Source organism: Deferrivibrio essentukiensis (assembly GCF_020480685.1).
GTDB lineage: Bacteria > Chrysiogenota > Deferribacteres > Deferribacterales > Deferrivibrionaceae > Deferrivibrio > Deferrivibrio essentukiensis.
Window position 1 is genome coordinate 1 of sequence record NZ_JAJAFU010000004.1, and the last position, 18,094, is coordinate 18,094.

17 protein-coding genes and 1 tRNA gene are annotated in these 18,094 nt (G+C 36.5%); all 18 read right to left on the reverse strand.

Going from position 1 to position 18,094, the window contains the following annotated elements:
- Positions 1 to 170 precede the first annotated feature (170 nt).
- Positions 171 to 620, reverse strand: a complete 450-nt coding sequence (locus LF845_RS02990) for a methylated-DNA--[protein]-cysteine S-methyltransferase (protein WP_242819515.1) — start codon at positions 618 to 620, stop codon at positions 171 to 173.
- Between the two features lie 26 nt (positions 621 to 646).
- Entirely contained in the window at positions 647 to 1,753 is a 1,107-nt protein-coding gene (locus tag LF845_RS02995; protein ID WP_242819516.1) for a class I SAM-dependent RNA methyltransferase, read from the reverse strand.
- Complete coding sequence (thiH, locus tag LF845_RS03000) at positions 1,743 to 2,861, reverse strand: 2-iminoacetate synthase ThiH (protein ID WP_242819517.1); 1,119 nt, start codon at positions 2,859 to 2,861, stop codon at positions 1,743 to 1,745. The genes LF845_RS02995 and thiH overlap by 11 nt, the downstream gene beginning before the upstream one ends.
- Before the next feature lies 1 nt (position 2,862).
- Positions 2,863 to 3,639: a thiazole synthase gene (locus LF845_RS03005; protein ID WP_242819518.1), complete on the reverse strand. Its 777-nt coding sequence runs from the start codon at positions 3,637 to 3,639 to the stop codon at positions 2,863 to 2,865.
- A gap of 11 nt (positions 3,640 to 3,650) precedes the next feature.
- Positions 3,651 to 4,709: an RIP metalloprotease RseP gene (gene rseP, locus LF845_RS03010; protein ID WP_242819519.1), complete on the reverse strand. Its 1,059-nt coding sequence runs from the start codon at positions 4,707 to 4,709 to the stop codon at positions 3,651 to 3,653.
- 4 nt (positions 4,710 to 4,713) lie between these two features.
- Positions 4,714 to 5,868: a 1-deoxy-D-xylulose-5-phosphate reductoisomerase gene (gene dxr / locus LF845_RS03015; RefSeq protein ID WP_242819520.1), complete on the reverse strand. Its 1,155-nt coding sequence runs from the start codon at positions 5,866 to 5,868 to the stop codon at positions 4,714 to 4,716.
- Positions 5,865 to 6,662: a phosphatidate cytidylyltransferase gene (locus LF845_RS03020; protein WP_242819521.1), complete on the reverse strand. Its 798-nt coding sequence runs from the start codon at positions 6,660 to 6,662 to the stop codon at positions 5,865 to 5,867. The genes dxr and LF845_RS03020 overlap by 4 nt, the downstream gene beginning before the upstream one ends.
- Positions 6,662 to 7,384, reverse strand: coding sequence for an isoprenyl transferase (locus LF845_RS03025; RefSeq protein WP_242819522.1), 723 nt, complete (start codon positions 7,382 to 7,384; stop codon positions 6,662 to 6,664). Before LF845_RS03025 ends, LF845_RS03020 begins: the two co-directional genes overlap by 1 nt.
- Entirely contained in the window at positions 7,384 to 7,941 is a 558-nt protein-coding gene (gene frr, locus LF845_RS03030; RefSeq protein ID WP_242819523.1) for a ribosome recycling factor, read from the reverse strand. Before frr ends, LF845_RS03025 begins: the two co-directional genes overlap by 1 nt.
- Positions 7,934 to 8,659, reverse strand: a complete 726-nt coding sequence (pyrH, locus tag LF845_RS03035) for a UMP kinase (protein ID WP_423220568.1) — start codon at positions 8,657 to 8,659, stop codon at positions 7,934 to 7,936. Before pyrH ends, frr begins: the two co-directional genes overlap by 8 nt.
- The gene (locus LF845_RS03040; protein ID WP_242819525.1) at positions 8,646 to 8,999 is read right to left on the reverse strand and encodes a hypothetical protein; all 354 of its coding nucleotides are present in this window, start codon (positions 8,997 to 8,999) and stop codon (positions 8,646 to 8,648) included. Before LF845_RS03040 ends, pyrH begins: the two co-directional genes overlap by 14 nt.
- 43 nt (positions 9,000 to 9,042) lie before the next feature.
- Positions 9,043 to 9,627, reverse strand: a complete 585-nt coding sequence (gene lepB, locus LF845_RS03045) for a signal peptidase I (RefSeq protein WP_242819526.1) — start codon at positions 9,625 to 9,627, stop codon at positions 9,043 to 9,045.
- A gap of 1 nt (position 9,628) precedes the next feature.
- Positions 9,629 to 11,431, reverse strand: a complete 1,803-nt coding sequence (gene lepA / locus LF845_RS03050) for a translation elongation factor 4 (RefSeq protein WP_242819527.1) — start codon at positions 11,429 to 11,431, stop codon at positions 9,629 to 9,631.
- 3 nt (positions 11,432 to 11,434) lie between these two features.
- Positions 11,435 to 12,763: a UDP-glucose dehydrogenase family protein gene (locus LF845_RS03055; protein WP_242819528.1), complete on the reverse strand. Its 1,329-nt coding sequence runs from the start codon at positions 12,761 to 12,763 to the stop codon at positions 11,435 to 11,437.
- Between the two features lie 152 nt (positions 12,764 to 12,915).
- Positions 12,916 to 12,989 (reverse strand) — tRNA-Pro (locus LF845_RS03060).
- A 92-nt stretch (positions 12,990 to 13,081) separates the two neighbouring features.
- Positions 13,082 to 13,873, reverse strand: coding sequence for a bifunctional hydroxymethylpyrimidine kinase/phosphomethylpyrimidine kinase (thiD, locus tag LF845_RS03065; RefSeq protein ID WP_242819529.1), 792 nt, complete (start codon positions 13,871 to 13,873; stop codon positions 13,082 to 13,084).
- A complete protein-coding gene (locus tag LF845_RS03070) occupies positions 13,873 to 17,358 on the reverse strand; it encodes a DNA polymerase III subunit alpha (RefSeq protein WP_242819530.1) in 3,486 nt (1,161 codons plus the stop codon). The genes thiD and LF845_RS03070 overlap by 1 nt, the downstream gene beginning before the upstream one ends.
- The gene (mobB, locus tag LF845_RS03075) at positions 17,358 to 17,993 is read right to left on the reverse strand and encodes a molybdopterin-guanine dinucleotide biosynthesis protein B (RefSeq protein WP_242819531.1); all 636 of its coding nucleotides are present in this window, start codon (positions 17,991 to 17,993) and stop codon (positions 17,358 to 17,360) included. Before mobB ends, LF845_RS03070 begins: the two co-directional genes overlap by 1 nt.
- Positions 17,994 to 18,094 lie beyond the last annotated feature (101 nt).

Consider the following 18,094-nt stretch of genomic DNA (forward strand, 5'->3'; position numbering starts at 1 on the left):
AAAGTGCCAGGCAAATTATTATAGTCCACTACAAGTTACTCCCTTAAGCCTTATGTAAGGTTTATTTTTTTACCGTTTAACGTTTGGGGATTGCTTCGCTGCGCCCACAATGGCTGTGGATGTGTGAGTGTAAGTAAGGATGAAAATACGAATCACGAATCAAAATACCATCAATAAAGCTTTTGTACAAACTTTTCTTCTGTCTCTATCAATTTTTTCTTAAGCTCTACTCCTGATGAATATCCACCTATAGAGTTTACAGCTTTCACTCGGTGACAAGGGATTAAAATTGGCCATCTATTTCTTGCCATAGCACTGCCAACAGCACGATATGCACCTGAATGTCCCGAATTTATAGCTAATTCTTTATATGTAATCATTGTACCGATAGGTACCTCAAGAAGTGTTTTATAAACATCAATATAGAATTTGCTTAACCCACTTGTCTCAAGTAAATCAAAATTTAACCCATATTTTTTTACGCCAAAATAATTATCAAGAATTTTTATAATATATTCATGATTTTCATGACGGATATCTGTCTTCTTAACTTCGCATTTTTCAACAAAATTTATGCTTTCAAGAAGATGTTGTTCGTTAAAATTTAATTTTAAGAACACAATATCATAAAAATTGTAAAATATATTCATTTCAATACTAATTTTGCTACGGACTCTATATGATATGTATTTGGAAACATATCAAACATATAAAATTTATCAATTTTATAAAATTCCGAAATATTTTTAATATCCCTTTTCATGGTTGTCGGATTGCAAGAAACATATACAATCTCTTTAGGCAGTTTATTTTTTATAAGCCTTATAACCGATTTTGACAGCCCCTGCCTTGAAGGGTCAACAAAAAGCGAATCAAACTGAAAATTAGGAGAAAAGGGTCTTGTTAAATCGTAAGCAATAAACTTACAATTATCAATATTGCTTTTCTTCGCTAGTTTAATAACCTCTCTGTCAAAATCTACTGCAAGTATCGATTTAGCCGTTTTTGAAAGGGTTATCGTGAAAAACCCATTCCCACAATAAAGCTCAAGAATATTTCCTTTTTCCGGTAATAAGCTTGTCGCTGTTTCCTGTAACTGAGTATTTAAATACCTGTTACTTTGGGAAAAAACCTTAGGGGAAACAAACAAGTCACCAAATTTTGTTGTATAGTTTGTATATCCTATATTGTCAATATCACAAACAACTTTCCCTTCATTATTTTCAATAAAATTCAATTCCGTAAACCCAACACTACCTTTTGCGATATCTTTTACTTTTTCAATTATATTTTCAGATATTACAGGGCAATCAGATATACTTATAAGCTCTCTTGTATTAAATTTGTAAAAACCAAACCTGCCATCTTTAAATTTAATGCTACATTTGATACGATATCTTAACGGGTTGGCATAGAAAACGTTATCTATATGAAAATTTTCTATTTCGTTAAAGTTGTACTTTAATATATTTTCTTTTATCCTAACCTGTTCTTCATATTTAATGTTGCCAAAAAGACAGCCTCCACATTCATTCAAGAAAGGGCAGTAAGGTTTATTGTCTCTCAATTCTGAAGGTTTGATAAGACTCTTAATTATTCCGTATGAAAAACTTTTTTTATCCTCGGTAATCTCGATGTCGACAATATCCCCTTTTACTGCAAAAGGGATAAAAACCTTTTTGCCAGAGTCAAGGGTGCCAACCCCATACCCGCCGTAAGCATTGTCGTGAATTGTAATATTTTTATACTGCATTTATAAATGATGAATCCCAGTCCTTTAGCACCGGGTCAAACCCTTTTTTTCTAACAGATTCTATAAATTCCTCTGCGCTTCTTGTATCTTCAACTTCAAACTGTTTCCCTTCTTCTTCACCGGCAGCATATCCTCCGGGATTTGTCTTTGATCCGGCACTCATCTGAGTAACTCCGAGATAGATTAGCTTATCTCTTAGTTCTGCTGGCTCTCTTGTAGATATAACAAGCCCCACATCATGCAAAAAAAGTCTAAGTGAGAGCATAGACTGAACAAGATTTTTGTCATTTATTAAATATGTAGGTTTGAAATGCCCCTCTGCATCCCGTATCCTTGGAAAGGATACGGTTATATGTGTCTTCCAAAATTTTCTCATAAGATATCTTGCATGGAGTCCGACAAAAAATTCTTCTACCCTAAAGTCGTCAAGCCCCATCAAAGCACCTATTCCTATTGTCCTGAGCCCTGCAGCCGCTGCCCTCTCAGGTGCCTCAAGCCTATATCTATAATCAGTTTTCTTACCACCAAGATGTACTTCTTTATAGGTATCCTTATTATAGGTTTCCTGATAAAGAGCGAGGCTGTCGGCCCCGGAATTATACAAAATACGATACTCATTTTCGTCTAACGGCTGAACTTCTATAATGATTGAAGAAAAATCTTTTCTGGCAAGTTTTACAACTTCATTTAAGTAATCAACGGATACCTTCTTAGGGTGTTCCCCTGAGCATATTAATATATGTTTAATCCCTGTTTTTTTTATAACATCAAGCTCTAACTTGACTTCATCAAGAGTAAGGGTCTTCCTCTTAAACTTGTTATGAACATTAAATCCGCAATATACGCAAGAATTTACACACTCATTTGAAACATACATAGGGATATATATTTTGATCGTCTTGCCAAATCGTTGCAAGGTAATCCTATGAGATTCTTTTGCCATTGGCTCAAGAAATTTTTCCGCAGCCGGTGATAAAAGTGCCGCAAAATCTTCCAAAGATAGCGCATTTTTATTTATAGCATTTAAAACATCAGGTTCCTTTCTAGAATATATAAAATCCTTAACCTCTGACCAGTTATATTTACTTATTTCATCGTAAAAACTCATATCAGTCCCTCAAAAATCCCGTTAGAGGGCTCGAAGCATCCGCATATTGTTTTTCCGTAGGCATACCCGCATCTCGAGCAACACACGCTGCTTCAACGGCAAGCTTGAATGAAGTAGCCATTTTTACAGGGTCACCAGCTGTAGCAATTGCAGTATTAACAAGTACTGCATCGGCACCAAGCTCTATTGCATAAGCAGCATGGCTTGGAGCACCAATACCCGCATCTACTACCACCGGAATATTTGACTGCTCAATTATAATTTTAAGATTCTCTACGGTTTTAAGCCCTTTGTTTGTCCCTATGGGAGCTCCCAAAGGCATTACGGTAACCGTCCCAATCTCTTCAAGCCTTTTGCACAAAATAGGATCGGCATTAATATAAGGCAAAACCTTAAACCCTTCTTTTACAAGTATTTCTGCAGCTTTAAAGGTTTCTATGGGGTCAGGAAGAAGATAATACGGATCGGGAGTAACCTCAAGCTTTACCCAGGGCTCACACCCTGCAGCCCTTGCAAGCCTTGCAAGTCTCACCGCTTCTGTAGCATCTCTTGCTCCTGAAGTATTTGGCAAGAGTAAATATTTTTCCATATCTATATGTCGTAATAAGTCATCTTCAGGATTTTCAATATCAACACGCCTTAAAGCAACAGTAACTATCTCCGCACCACTTGCCTCAATAGCCTGTTTCATAACTTCATTGGACTGAAATTTCCCTGTACCAATCATAAGTCTGCTTTTAAATTTTCTACCGTCTATAATTAATTCATTTTTAAACATGTTTTTTACCTCTAATTGTGTAAAATTCTAACAATATCGTTATAAAACGCAAATGCCATTAATGCAAGCAGTAAAGCAAGCCCTACCATATTTGCGTATTCTCTTACCTTCATGCTGACAGGCCTTCTTATTACCGCCTCTACCATATAGAAAAAAAGATGTCCACCATCCAATACCGGCACCGGCAAAAGATTCAAAATCGCAAGATTTATGCTTATGACCGCCATAAAAGCTATAAGGCTGTTTATCCCTATTTGTGCAGTCTCTTTTGCCATTTGAAAGATCATTATTGGTCCGCCAATATTATCTGCCGGAACTACCTTTTGAAAAATCTTGACGATACCAACAATTGTAAGTTTGGTCACTTCATATGTTTTCTCAAACCCTTTGCTTATCGCATCCAAAAGATTATATCTTACAGTCACGAACTCATCCTTCGGCGTTACACCTATCAGCCCAACACGCACTTCTTCTCCAAAAATATTTTTTGATTTTGAAAGCTTTGGGACAATATGAAGTGTAAGCTGCTCACTTCCCCTTAAAATCTTAATTTCAAGGGTCTTCCCGGGATTTTTTTTGATTATGCCACTCATCTCATCCCAATATTTTATATCTATACCGTCAATGCTGACAATTTTATCCCCACTTTTTATACCCGCCTCAAAGGCCGGCATCCCCTCCTGTACCTTATCGATTACAGGTAAAAGCATCGGCATACCAAACATATTTATAATAGCAAAAAGAAATACTGCCAAAATAAGATTAAACAGTGGCCCGGCAAACACTATTAATGACCTTTGATAAAGGGGCTTGTGTGAAAATGCTTTTTTCTTCATCTCTTCGGGGATATCTGCACTCGGATCTTCCCCATACATTTTTACATATCCACCAAGAGGGACAGCTGAAATCAAGTATTCAGTCTCCCCGTATTTTTTTGAAACAATACTTGGACCAAAGCCGATTGAAAACTTTTCCACATAAACTTTAAAATATTTGGCAAAGAGAAAATGCCCCAATTCATGAACAAAAACCAATATACCAAAAACTACAACAGCTGCAATTATCCCCATTTACCTAAACTCCATACTCGGTTTTACATATTTTTATAGATGTCTGTCTTGCCAATATATCCATTTCAAATATTTCTTCAATATCCGAAACCTCTTTTTCGGCAAAGCTGTAAACCGTTTTTTCTACGATATCAGCAATATCTGTAAATTTGATTTTTCTTTTTAAGAAAAGTTCTACCGCTATCTCATTTGCCGCATTCATGGCAATCATCAAAACATTCGACCCACTTTTTAGAACGTCTACAGCTATTTTAAGGCATTTGTACTTATTAAAATCAGGCTCATAAAAGGTTAAGTTAGAAATTTTAGCCAAATCTATTGTGTTTACTCCTGAGTTAACCCTTTCCGGGAAACCCAATGCAAACGATATAGGCGTCCGCATATCCGGGTAGCCAAGTTGGGCTATAGTGCTACCATCAATATATGAAACCACTGAATGAATTATGCTTTGCGGATGAATAACTACATTGAGTATCTCTGCAGGCACATCAAACAGATATTTTGCTTCGATTAGCTCCAGCCCTTTGTTCATCATTGTTGCAGAATCAACAGTTATCTTTGCCCCCATACTCCAATTCGGGTGCTTTAACGTTTCCTCCACACTAACAAATGAAAGGGAATCATCAGGCCTTTTTATAAAAGGGCCACCACTTGCCGTAAGGGTTATAGATGCCACCTTATCCTTATCATTCCCCATTAAGCACTGGTAAATTGCCGAATGTTCACTGTCTACAGGGATAATCTTACTCCCTGTATTTTTAGCAAGGTAAGTCAGTATCTTACCCCCAGAAACTATGGACTCTTTATTTGCAAGCGCAACATCGATCCCTGATTTAATAGCCTCATAGGTCGGTCTAATCCCTGAAAAACCAACAGCTGCGGAAAGTAAAAGGTCAATTTCTTGAGTAGAAATTAAAGAAAGCAAATCACTTATAGTATGCAAGATTTTTGTATTATCAATCTTCTTTATCCCTTTATTCCCATCAAGGACTATAGCAAACTTAGGTTTTAATAAGGCTATCTGCTTTTGCAACTCCTGAATATTAGAATTACAAGACAAAAAAACAACTTCAAAAGCACCTTTGTTTCTTAAAATAACATCAACAGCTTGCCTCCCGATAGAGCCTGTGGAGCCAACTATTCCTACTTTTTTTATCATAAGATAAACATCTCAACATAAAAATATAAAACAGGTGCACCAAACAAAAGTGAATCTATCCTGTCAAGCATCCCGCCATGACCAGGAAATAAATTACCACTATCCTTTACACTTGCCTTCCTCTTAAACATTGACTCTACAAGGTCGCCTACTACACCTGCGCCTGCCACTAAAAACGATGATATTAATGTATGAACAATACTTAATTTTAAAAATATTATGGAATAAGCAAGCCCTACCAACAATGCTCCAACAAGACCTGCTATAAGCCCTTCTATGCTTTTCTTGGGGCTTATGATTTCATAAAGCCTATGCTTTCCAAACTTAATCCCAAAAAAATACGCAAAAGTGTCGCTTGCCCAAATAATTACAAGCAGGTAAAATATATAGTGATAATTTATATTTTTCAGCAATTGAACGAAAGAAAAGTAAAAAGGGACGTAAAAAACGTTTAAAAATGTAAAACCAACCGTCCTGTAAGTATCGTCAAGCGGTTTGCTACCGAAAAGTTTTACAACCAGTGATAAAAAGGAAATTATAAATACGGAAAACAGAAAAACATCTACCCTTTCGATATAAAAGCTAAAAGGGATTAAAACCGAACCTAAAATTGTGGGAAGTTTGAGATTTTTGTAACCCGCTTTGTCAATAAGCTTTGAAAACTCATATGCCGCTACAAGTATCAAAGCAAGTAACCCTATAAAAAATACCAAATCTGAAGAATATATAATAAAAAATATAAGTGATGGTATTAACACTATTGCCGTAATAATTCGCTGCGATTGATTTGTCATCAGTTACCCTTTACCTGCTCATCAGTTTTTCCAAATCTTCTTTGTCTCGTCTGATACTCATCTATTGCCAGGTCAAGTTCATCCTCATAAAACCCCGGCCAAAGAGTCTGTGTAAAATAAAGCTCGCTGTAAGCTATTCTGTAAAGCATAAAATTACTAATCCTTTGCTCTCCGCTTGTGCGAATGAGTAGGTCGATATCGGGGATATCAGGATTATAGAGATAGTTATCAAATTTTGACTCAAAATCTTCCAAAGTCAGCTTACCACTTGCCACATCCATAGCAGCATTTTTTGCTGCATCTATAATCTCACTCCTTCCACCGTAGCTTAAACATAAATTTAAAACTAACTTGTTATTATTTTTAGATAACTCTATGGCATCAAGAAGTTTCTGTCTTGTTTCGTCAGGCAACATATCTACACGGCCCGAAACCCTAAGGCTTACCCCCTTTTCAATTAGCTCATTAATCTCTTTCTGGAGGTATTCGTTTAATAATTTCATTAATGCGGACACTTCATCTTTGGGCCTGTTCCAATTCTCAGTGGAAAATGCAAAAAGGCTTAAATATTTTATACCCCTTTCAGCTGCATAAGAGACTATCCTTTTTACCGCTTTAACACCTTCCTTGTGACCAAAAACTCTTGGCAGGCCGCGCCTTTTAGCCCACCTGCCATTTCCATCCATAATGATGCCGATGTGCTTCGGCAACTTTTTTCTCATTATATTTCCATTACATCCTTTTCTTTCAATGCGGTGACTTCATCAACCTTTTTGATAAAGTCATCTGTAAGCTCTTGAACTTTTGCAGTCCCTTTCTTTGCATCATCTTCAGAAATCTCTTTATCTTTTTCCAACTGCTTTATATTTTCGTTTGCATCCCTTCTAATATTTCTTATGACAACTTTTGCATCTTCAGCCATCTTTTTAATAAGCTTAACAATCTCTTTTCTCCTTTCCTCTGTAAGCTGAGGAATAGGTACTCTAATCATTACTCCATCATTTGAAGGGTTAAACCCAAGATTACTGGACATAATAGCCTTTTCAATAGCAGGGATAAGGGATGGCTCCCATGGTTGAATAGTTATAAGTCTTGGCTCTGGTGCACTAAGTGTCCCCACCTGATTAATTGGGGTCGGCGTACCATAATAGTCTACTTTTATCCCTTCAAACATTGCAACAGATGCCCTGCCAGTTCTAATCCCTTTCAGCTCATTTTTGTAATGTTCCAAAGATTTTGACATTTTTTCTTTTGCTTCTTCGATAACAGTATTAAGCATGTTCTTCCTCCACTAATGTACCAATTTGTTTACCTAAAACTATATTTAAAATATTATCCTTCCCATACAAGTCAAAAACAATTATTGGAATTTTATTGTCCATACACATACTGATTGCAGTAGAGTCCATAACTTTTAGCCCCTTATTTAAGACATCCAGATATGTAATCTCATCAAATTTCTTGGCATCTTTATCTTTTACTGGATCAGCATCATAGATGCCGTCTACCTTAGTAGCTTTTAAAACAACTTCGGCATTAATCTCGGATGCTCTGAGCGTTGCTGCCGTGTCGGTCGTAAAATAAGGATTGCCTGTCCCTGCACCAAAGATAACGACCCTATTCTTCTCAAAGTGCCTCATTGCACGCCTTCTGATAAAGGGTTCTGCTATCTCCCTCATTTCTATTGCAGTCTGAACTCGGGTAGGCACTCCAATATTTTCAAGAGCATTTTGCAAGGCAAGAGAGTTTATTACCGTAGCCAACATCCCCATATAATCTGCACTTACTCTATCCATCCCTTTGGCAGACTCAGAAACACCTCTGAAGATATTGCCACCGCCAACCACTACACCGATATTCACACCCAATTCGTGTACCTTTTTTATCTCTTCGGCAATATACTTGACTGTTTCACCGTCAATACCAAACTGTTGCTTCCCCATTAAAGCTTCGCCACTTAGTTTGAGTAATATTCTCTTATACTTAGTATCCACTATTCTCTCCTTTCAGAGGTCTTTCTTTTTCAATTTTAAATTTATATTCTACTTTTTTATTAATGACAGGAAAATTAACTACCTCTGTGTATTCTACCACGGTAGTAATTTTATCAGCATAATCCTCAATAAACTTAATATTTTCTTTTTTTAAAGGGATTTTTAAATCTTCCGCCTCTGTAAGTAATGAGCTGATAACTTTTGATTTTGGAAGCTTTTCTTCATTTAACATTATCCTCTCTGCAGCACTCTTATAAATTGTATATTTAGCCCAAGGTAAACCCAACAGTATGAGGCAATATATCACTATGAGCGTTATTATAAACTTTATATATGTCCCCATATTATTCCTCCGATATTATTATATCATTAAAAAAGTCAATATTTCAATGAATAAACTTTAATACCCTGCTTAGTCTAAGCTCAAATTTAGGACTAAATTGCCATGACCAGTAAATTATAAGAGCTTTCCCTTTAATCATATCTTTTGAAACAAACCCCCAATACCTACTGTCAAAGCTTGAATCCCTATTGTCACCCATAACAAAGTATTTCCCCTTAGGGACCGTAAATTCATCAAAGTTATCTCGGGGGTTATCCCCTTTAAATATAAAATCGGTCTCATATCTGACATACCTTTCGTTCAAAGGCTCTGAATTAATATAAATCTTCTTATTTTCCATTTTAATCTTATCGCCGGGTAGGCCAATCACTCTTTTAATAAAGTCTTTTTCAGGTTCAATAGGATATTCAAAGACAATAACATCTCCCCTTTTTGGTTCAGTAAAAAGATATGAAGCCTTATTTACAAGAATATGATCCCCTATAAGAAGGGTATTTAACATAGACCCTGATGGTATTTTATAAGCCTGCAAAAAAAATGCTCTAATTATCATTGCTATAACAAATGCAACGATAATTGAGTCTATCGTATCTTTAAACTTATTCTTTTTAATCTGTTGGTCATCCATTCTACTCTTCTCCGATTTTTAAAATTGCAAGGAAAGCTTCTTGAGGGACATCAACTTTGCCAATCTTCCTCATTCGCTTTTTCCCTTCTTTCTGTTTTTCAAGCAGCTTTTTCTTTCGAGTAATATCTCCACCATAACACTTCGCAGTAACATTTTTTCTAAATGCCTTAACAGTACTCCTTGCAATAATCTTATTACCAAGAGCTGCCTGAATCGCTATATCAAACATCTGTCTTGGAATAACATCTTTCATCTTATCCACAAGCTCACGCCCTTTGTAATATGCTTGATCTCTATGGACAATGATACTTAAAGCATCCACCGGTTCACCGTTTATCAAAATATCAAGCTTCGTTAATGCAGATACCTTGTATCCCGCATGTTCGTAGTCGAAAGATGCATACCCTTTTGATGCTGACTTTAGTTTATCATAAAAATCAATAACCACTTCAGAAAGCGGAATTTCATACTCTAATATCACCCTTGTCTGAGAAACATAATGCATATTTTTCTGTATCCCTCTTTTCTGTTGCAAAAGCTGAATAACATTGCCTACATATTCATTTGGCAAAACGATAGTCGCATTTATTATAGGCTCTTCAATTATATCTATCTCACCAACCGGTGGCAATTTAGCCGGATTATCAACGTCAACAGTAGTACCGTCAGTTTTAGTCACTTTATAGATTACGGTAGGGGCAGTAGTAATAAGATTAAGGTCAAATTCCCTTTCAAGTCTCTCCTGAATAATCTCCATATGCAAAAGCCCAAGAAAGCCGCATCTAAAACCAAAGCCAAGAGCCATAGAATTTTCAGGCTCGTATGTAATGGATGAGTCATTAAGCATCAACTTTTCCAGTGCATCCCTTAAATCTTCATAATCTTTAGGGTCGACCGGATAAAAACCACAAAATACTACTGGTTTTACATTTTTGAATCCCGGAAAAGGTTCTTTGGTAGGATTTTTAACATGGGTAACAGTATCCCCGATTTTTACATCTTTCAGCTCTTTAATTCCGGCAATAATATACCCTACCTCTCCTGCCGAAAGGGAATCTACTTTCGTATCTTTTGGAGTAAATATACCAATACTGTCAACATCGTGCTCCTTATCGGTAGCCATAAATTTTATCTTATCACCATTCTTGATAGCCCCTTCAATAACCCTTATCAAAACGATAACCCCCTGATAAGCGTCATACCAAGAATCAAAAATAACTGCCTTTAATGGTTTGTTTTCATCCCCTTTGGGATGAGGAATATATTTTACGATGCCTTCCAAAATTTCTTTAGTCCCAATCCCTTCTTTAGCACTCGCAGGAATAGCATTAGACGCATCTATCCCTATTATCTCTTCAATCTCATTTTTCACTCGCTCAAAGTCAGCACTTGGAAGATCTATTTTATTTATTACAGGGATTAGCTCTAAATTTTGCTCAATTGCCATATAAACGTTTGCAATTGTCTGAGCTTCGACCCCTTGGGATGCGTCAACCACAAGCAAAGCCCCTTCACAGGCGGCGAGACTTCTTGAAACTTCATACGTAAAGTCAACATGCCCCGGAGTATCAATTAAATTTAATTGATATGTATTACCATCATCAGCCTTGTAATATAGCCTAACTGTCTGAGCTTTAATTGTAATACCCCGCTCCCTTTCTATATCCATAGAATCCAGAAGCTGAGATTTCATCTCCCTCTTGTCGATTGCACCGGTATATTCTATCAATCTATCCGCAATAGTTGATTTTCCGTGGTCAATATGAGCTATTATCGAAAAGTTTCTTATTAGCTTTCTATCCATAAATTACAAAGGCCTTCCCACACAAGTATAGTTGAATCCAAGATTTTTTATCTTTGTTGGTTCATATATATTTCGCAAATCAGCAAGGTTATGCTCTCTCAGTAAAGTTTTAATTCTTTCCATATCAAGCTTTCTAAATTGATTCCACTCAGTTACTATCACAAGGCAATCAGAACCTTTGCAAGCTTCATACTCATCCTGACAATAGCTAATACTATCGCCAAAAATACTTTTGGCGTTTTCCATAGCAATTGGGTCAAAAGCATTTACCTGAGCTCCAAACTCTACAAGCTTATTCACGATTACAATGGAAGGAGAATCTCTCATATCATCCGTATTTGGTTTAAAAGATAATCCCAAAATAGCTATGGTTTTCCCTTCAAACGGTTTTGCTTTATTCAAATCTACACCAAGAAGATTGGCAATTTTATTGACCATCCTTAGCTTTTGTTCTTCATTTACCTTTATAACAGTATCAATTGTCTTAAACTCATACCCTTTTTCTTTGGCTATATAGGCTAATGCGCTCGTATCTTTAGGAAAACATGAGCCGCCGTAACCGGGCCCCGGATGCAAAAATTTAGGACTTATCCTGCCATCCATCCCCATAGCTTTGGCAACCTTATGAACATCAGCTCCGACTAAATCACAAAGGTTTGCAATTTCATTAATATACGTAATCTTCAAGGCAAGAAAAGCATTTGAAGCATATTTAATCATTTCTGCAGTTTCAATATTGGTCACCACAAAAGGTGCTTCATTTAAGTAATGGGCACTATAGATATCTTTCATAATAGCGGCAGCTTCATCACTCTCCACACCGATAACTATCCTGTCAGGTCTCATAAAATCGTTTACCGCTGCCCCTTCCCTCAAAAACTCAGGGTTACTGACAACATCAAAACGGGTATTTTCCCCAACCACTGACTTTATGATATTTTTAACTCTTTGACCCGTGCCCACAGGGACGGTACTTTTGTTGACAACCACCTTATAACCGTTCATATTTTTGGCAATATCTTTTGCCACCTGCTCTACATACTTAAGGTCTGCACTACCGTCCTCTTTCGGCGGAGTGCCCACTGCAATAAAAATTACCAAATTATTTTTTACCGCTTCAGCTATATCGGTAGTAAAATTTAATCTTCCTGCCTTGTAATTTTTCTCAACTATTTCATCAAGACCGGGCTCATAAATAGGGATAACACCCTTTTTAAGATTTTCTATCTTTACGGAATCAACATCAACACAGGTAACAAACATGCCAAATTCGGCCAAACATGCACCTGTCACAAGACCAACATATCCTGTTCCAACTACAGCTATTCTCATTGTTTTCTCCTTTGGTAACTAAATCCTTTCAGTAATATAATATTGACAATACTTTTTCAAGTAAAATCGAGCTATGCAATCTTAAAACATTCCACTTATAAAATAATAAAATTTTCTTCTGACGATTGTCGCTTAAGCATTTAGATTAAATATCGGGGCGAGAGGATTTGAACCTCCGACCCTCGGTACCCGAAACCGATGCGCTACCAAGCTGCGCTACGCCCCGTTAACTGCCTTACATTTGAGCTATTATCAGTATATTTCTTTTAAATCAATAAAATTTTCATACCAAGGTATCGATCATTAATATGCTGCCTGCTAAAAACTCTTATTATAAAAATGATCAATCAATCTTTGCTTGTTATTTTCGCTAAATTTTATTGAATGTTGTATGGCCCCCGTGATATATTCCTTTGCATATCTTACGGAAGTTACTATATCGTTACCTTTAGCAATAAATGAAGCTATAGCTGAAGATAATGTACAGCCTGTCCCGTGAACATCTTTGATGATTAATCTTTCAGAAGAAAAATCTATAGTAACTCCGCCCGTAAAAAGTATGTCCTTTGAATGCTCACCTTCAAAATGCCCACCCTTTATCAGAATATTAGGCACACCGAAATTGATTATATGCTCTTTAGTTTTATCAGAAATATCAGATTGTTCTAAATTAATACCAAAAATAACTTCAGCCTCGTTCTTGTTTGGGGTAACCAAGTCAGCTATCTTTATCAGCTCTTTCAAAGCAGTTATTGCATTATCTTCCAAAAGTTTTTTGCCACTGCTTGACACCATAACAGGATCAATCACAATATTTTTCAACTTGTACGCCTTCAATAACTCTATTACAGCATAAATGATATCAGAACTAGAAAGCATTCCTATCTTTACTGCATCAACCTTCAAGTCGTCTACAATAGCTCTAAACTGGTCTATAATTATATTAACCGGCAAATCATATACACCCAAGACTTTTGCAGTATTTTGAGCTGTTACTGAAGTGATTACACTGCAACCGTAACACCCAACTGCGGAAATTGTCTTAATATCAGCCTGAATACCTGCCCCTGCAATGGGGTCAGAGCCGCCTATTGTCATTACTACATTCATTATTCTGCCTTTTTTATACTGAATTCTATCCTATCTTCGCCAATCAAATCCTCTATCTGTTTAAAAAGCGAAACCTTAGGCTTTACATAATATTCCTCGGCAACACTCATTGCAACCTCATACTTCCCTTCCCTTTTTATAACAAACTTTAGAGGGATTGAACCTTTATTGCTTGTTACTACAACCTTTATTTGAGATATTTTTTCCTTTGTCATTCCTAACGGATTGATTTTTATTGTAATATGCTCCGTCAGTTTTTCAATAGCTTCTGTAATTTCGTATATATCTTCTGCTACAACCGACTTTCTGTCATTGCTTGTATTGTATCTGCCTTTTATTACTAAAATTTTATCCTCATCAATATATCGCATGTTTGACAAATATAGCTTGGGAAAGACAACTACATCAGCAACACCCTCGATATCTTCAATAGTGACAAATGCCATCTTTTCCTGAGACTTCGTATTGTAAATCTTTATATCCTTTACAATCCCACCAACCATCACCGGAGTATCATTTTCCATCTCTTCCAACTGGGAAGTGCTTGTTGTTAAGATATTAAGCATATATTGATACTTAATTAAAGGATGGCTTGACAGATAAAACCCTAACACCTCTTTTTCACCTTTCAACAGCTCATTTTCAGGAATCTCATCAATATCAGGATATTCAGTGGTGTCATCATCACTTCCCCCTTCATCTTGTATCTCATTTAATAAATCAAAAACGGTCATTATCCCTTGAGAAGCCATCTTTTGATGCTTTTGCCCTTCACTTAAAACTGTATCAAGTACATTTAATAGTTGACTCCTTTTTTTCCCAAAGCAATCAAGTGCGCCTGCTTTTATTAATGACTCTATAACTTTTCTGTTTACCTGCCTCAAATCGATTCTTTTGCACAGGTCAGTTATATTTTTATATTTACCATTCTTTTCTCTCTCTTCTACAATAATATCTATAGCTCCGCTGCCCACATTTTTTATAGCTCCAAGTCCAAACCTTATCGAGTCATTATCTATTGTGAAATCTTTAAAACTTTCATTTATATCAGGGGCTAAAACTTTAATCCCCATCCTTTTACACTCTTCTATAAAAACTACAACCTTATCCCCTTTTTCCACCTCATTGGACAACAAGGCTGCCATATATTCCATAGGATAATGTGCTTTCAAAAAGGCAGTTTGATAAGTTACCATAGCATACGCGGCAGAGTGACTTTTGTTAAATCCATATTCGGCAAATTTTGCCATTAGATCAAATATCTCTTCAGACTTTTTCAGGTCAAAACCTTTCTTCTTTGCTCCCGGGATATTAAGCTTTTCATCACCGTAAAGAAATATCTCTTTATGTTTTTGCATCTCTTCCGGCTTTTTCTTACCCATAGCCCTTCTCAATAAGTCCGCGTTACCGAGAGAATATCCTGCAATTATCTGAGCTATTTGCATTACCTGCTCTTGGTATACGATAATCCCATATGTATCTTTTAATATTTCTTCTAATTCAGGAATAAAATACGTTACCTCCTGCTCCCCGTGCTTCCTTTTAACAAAGTCATCAAGCATCCCACTACCCATTGGCCCCGGTCTATAAAGAGCAACTACGGCAACAATGTCTTCAAATGTCGTGGGTTTTAATTTTTTGAGAAGGTTTTTCATCCCGGGACTTTCAAGCTGGAATACACCCGTAGTATAACCGTTTGATAAAAGCTCATATGTCAGGTTGTCATCAAGAGGGATACTGCTTATATCAAAATTTGTTTCCTTTTCCCTTATTTTGTTTACCGCATAGTCTATTACTGTAAGGTTTTTAAGGCCTAAAAAGTCAAACTTAACAAGCCCAATCTCCTCTAAAGTGTTTTTTTCAAATTGGGTTACAACTTCATTATTTTGACCTTTACAAAGTGGTACATATTGAATAATAGGCTTATCCGATATTACGACACCCGCTGCATGCATACCGGTCTGTCTTAAGAGCCCTTCAAGCTTCCTTGCGTGAGTCAAAAGCTCTTTACCCGATTCCACATTCTCTATCTCCTGCTCCAGGCTCGGGTCAGCCTTTAACGCTTTTTTCAATGTCATCCCGGGTGCTTCAGGAATAAGCTTTGCTATTTTATCAACCGTCTTCAAAGGGATTTCCAAAACTCTTCCAACATCCCTTATCACACCACGGGCAAGTAGCTGTCCAAACGTAACTATCTGTGCTACTTTATCTTTACCATATTTATCTATTACATAGTTTATTACCTGCTCCCTTTTGTTTTTACAAAAGTCGATGTCAAAATCGGGCATACTTTTTCGCTCGGGATTTAAAAATCTTTCAAAGAGCAAATTAAAACGTATCGGGTCTATATCAGTAATCCCCATAGCAAAAGCAGCCAATGAACCTGCACCTGACCCTCTACCAGGACCTACCGGAATATTGTTACTTTTTGCATAGTTTATAAAATCCCATACAATTAAGTAGTAACTGGCATAACCCTTAAGCTTAATAATTTCAATTTCATAGTTTAGTCGCTCCATATACAATTTTTGCTTTTCCACCGGAAAATTGGATATTTTTCTATGTAACCCTTGCCTTGCAATATGTTCAAAATATGTTTCGGGCGTATAACCTTCTGGGACTTCAAATACAGGAAGATGGACTGCCCCAAACTCCATTGTGACATTACACATTTCGGCGACTTTCACAGTATTCGTCAATGCCTCAGGATAGTTGTCAAAAGATTTCCACATCTCTTCGGGAGATTTTACATAAAGCTTATCGGAATGAAATTCCAATTTATTTTTACTGTTAATGGTGGCCTGCATCTGTATACACATCAAAACCTGATGGGAAGTATGGTCACCTTCATTAAGATAATGGCAGTCGTTGGTCGCTATTAGAGGTATATTTTCATTTTTAGATATATTTATAAGCTGGTTATTAACTATTTTTTGCTCATCAATTCCATTGTCTTGTAACTCAAGATAATAATTCCCTTTACCAAGAATTGCTTCATACTCTTTTGCTGCTGCCACAGCTTTTTGATAATCACCTCTCATAATATGTCTTGGGGGCTCTCCCGCCAAGCAGGCAGATAGGCCAATAAGCCCTTCAGAATATTCACTTAGTAGCTGTTTATCAATTCTCGGTTTGTAGTAAAAACCTTCAAGCTGTGCCATCGATACTAAATATTGAAGATTTTCAAGCCCTTTGTTGTTTTTTGCAAGCAAAATCAGGTGATAATTTTTATCTTCTCCCGCACCATATTCACGATTTCTCCTGTCATCCGGAGCCACATAAACCTCGCACCCTATTATCGGCTTGATTTCATTTTTATGGCACTGCTTATAAAAATCCACTATTCCATGCATCGTCCCGTGGTCAGTTATTGCACAAGACTTAACCTTTTGCTCTTTAAGTTTATCTATCAAATCAGGAATTAAAATCGCACCATCCAAAAGTGAATATTGGCTGTGCAGGTGAAGATGAACAAACTCTTTCATTACCCTTCTATCTCTATATTAACCTTTATTTTTTTGAACTTTTTTAAAAATCTGAACGACATTAAAAATCTCTCAAGACTCTTTACTAGTAAGCTGCTATCTATACCTGAAATTTCTATTTCAGGCAAACTAAAATCAGCATTTTTAACCAGATATTCTGCCACATCGCTTACTTCATCAAGCCCAAATATCCTTACATCTTTTCTTGGAATATTCTCAGTATCTGTAATGACACCTATTAACTCAGATTTGTTTTCGGACAAAAACGGTTTGCCTACACACTCCCTAAAAACTTCTATTTTAGGGATACTGCTCTGCTTATACCCTTCGGTAATTACCATATCTACATCTTTGAAATAATTTAGAACAATCTCCTCCAATGTTTCTTCCGCTAATGTAAATGATTTCACTATCGCCATTTTTTCTGCAGAAGATATTGCAACAATATCGGCTCCTGCTTGTTTAAATCTATATGAGTCTTTGCCTGGTTTGTCTATTTCAAATTTATGAGCATCGTGCTTTATCACCCCAAGCTTTACCCCTCTGTTTTTCAATTCAGCTATGAGCTTTTCAATAAACGTAGTTTTCCCGCTTCCTGAGCTTCCAATAAATGAAAATAACGGTGTGTATGCCATAATAAACTCCCTATATTTCTAAGCCTTACAATTGAATTATGTATTTTTAGATAAATTAGAATTTTATTCAAGGACTTTCAAGCCCGCCCTCTTAATTTTCA

What these genes read in the sequence shown, in the direction of transcription:
- LF845_RS03055 (WP_242819528.1), bottom strand. Translation starts at nt 12,763, where the DNA reads ATGAGAATAGCTGTAGTTGGAACAGGATATGTTGGTCTTGTGACAGGT.
- lepA (WP_242819527.1), bottom strand. Translation starts at nt 11,431, where the DNA reads ATGGATAGAAAGCTAATAAGAAACTTTTCGATAATAGCTCATATTGAC.
- LF845_RS03070 (WP_242819530.1), bottom strand. Translation starts at nt 17,358, where the DNA reads ATGAAAGAGTTTGTTCATCTTCACCTGCACAGCCAATATTCACTTTTG.
- LF845_RS03005 (WP_242819518.1), bottom strand. Translation starts at nt 3,639, where the DNA reads ATGTTTAAAAATGAATTAATTATAGACGGTAGAAAATTTAAAAGCAGA.
- dxr (WP_242819520.1), bottom strand. Translation starts at nt 5,868, where the DNA reads ATGATAAAAAAAGTAGGAATAGTTGGCTCCACAGGCTCTATCGGGAGG.
- rseP (WP_242819519.1), bottom strand. Translation starts at nt 4,709, where the DNA reads ATGGGGATAATTGCAGCTGTTGTAGTTTTTGGTATATTGGTTTTTGTT.
- LF845_RS03025 (WP_242819522.1), bottom strand. Translation starts at nt 7,384, where the DNA reads ATGAGAAAAAAGTTGCCGAAGCACATCGGCATCATTATGGATGGAAAT.
- LF845_RS02995 (WP_242819516.1), bottom strand. Translation starts at nt 1,753, where the DNA reads ATGCAGTATAAAAATATTACAATTCACGACAATGCTTACGGCGGGTAT.
- mobB (WP_242819531.1), bottom strand. Translation starts at nt 17,993, where the DNA reads ATGGCATACACACCGTTATTTTCATTTATTGGAAGCTCAGGAAGCGGG.
- thiH (WP_242819517.1), bottom strand. Translation starts at nt 2,861, where the DNA reads ATGAGTTTTTACGATGAAATAAGTAAATATAACTGGTCAGAGGTTAAG.
- LF845_RS03020 (WP_242819521.1), bottom strand. Translation starts at nt 6,662, where the DNA reads ATGACAAATCAATCGCAGCGAATTATTACGGCAATAGTGTTAATACCA.
- LF845_RS03040 (WP_242819525.1), bottom strand. Translation starts at nt 8,999, where the DNA reads ATGGGGACATATATAAAGTTTATAATAACGCTCATAGTGATATATTGC.
- frr (WP_242819523.1), bottom strand. Translation starts at nt 7,941, where the DNA reads ATGCTTAATACTGTTATCGAAGAAGCAAAAGAAAAAATGTCAAAATCT.
- lepB (WP_242819526.1), bottom strand. Translation starts at nt 9,627, where the DNA reads ATGGATGACCAACAGATTAAAAAGAATAAGTTTAAAGATACGATAGAC.
- thiD (WP_242819529.1), bottom strand. Translation starts at nt 13,873, where the DNA reads ATGAATGTAGTAATGACAATAGGCGGCTCTGACCCCATTGCAGGGGCA.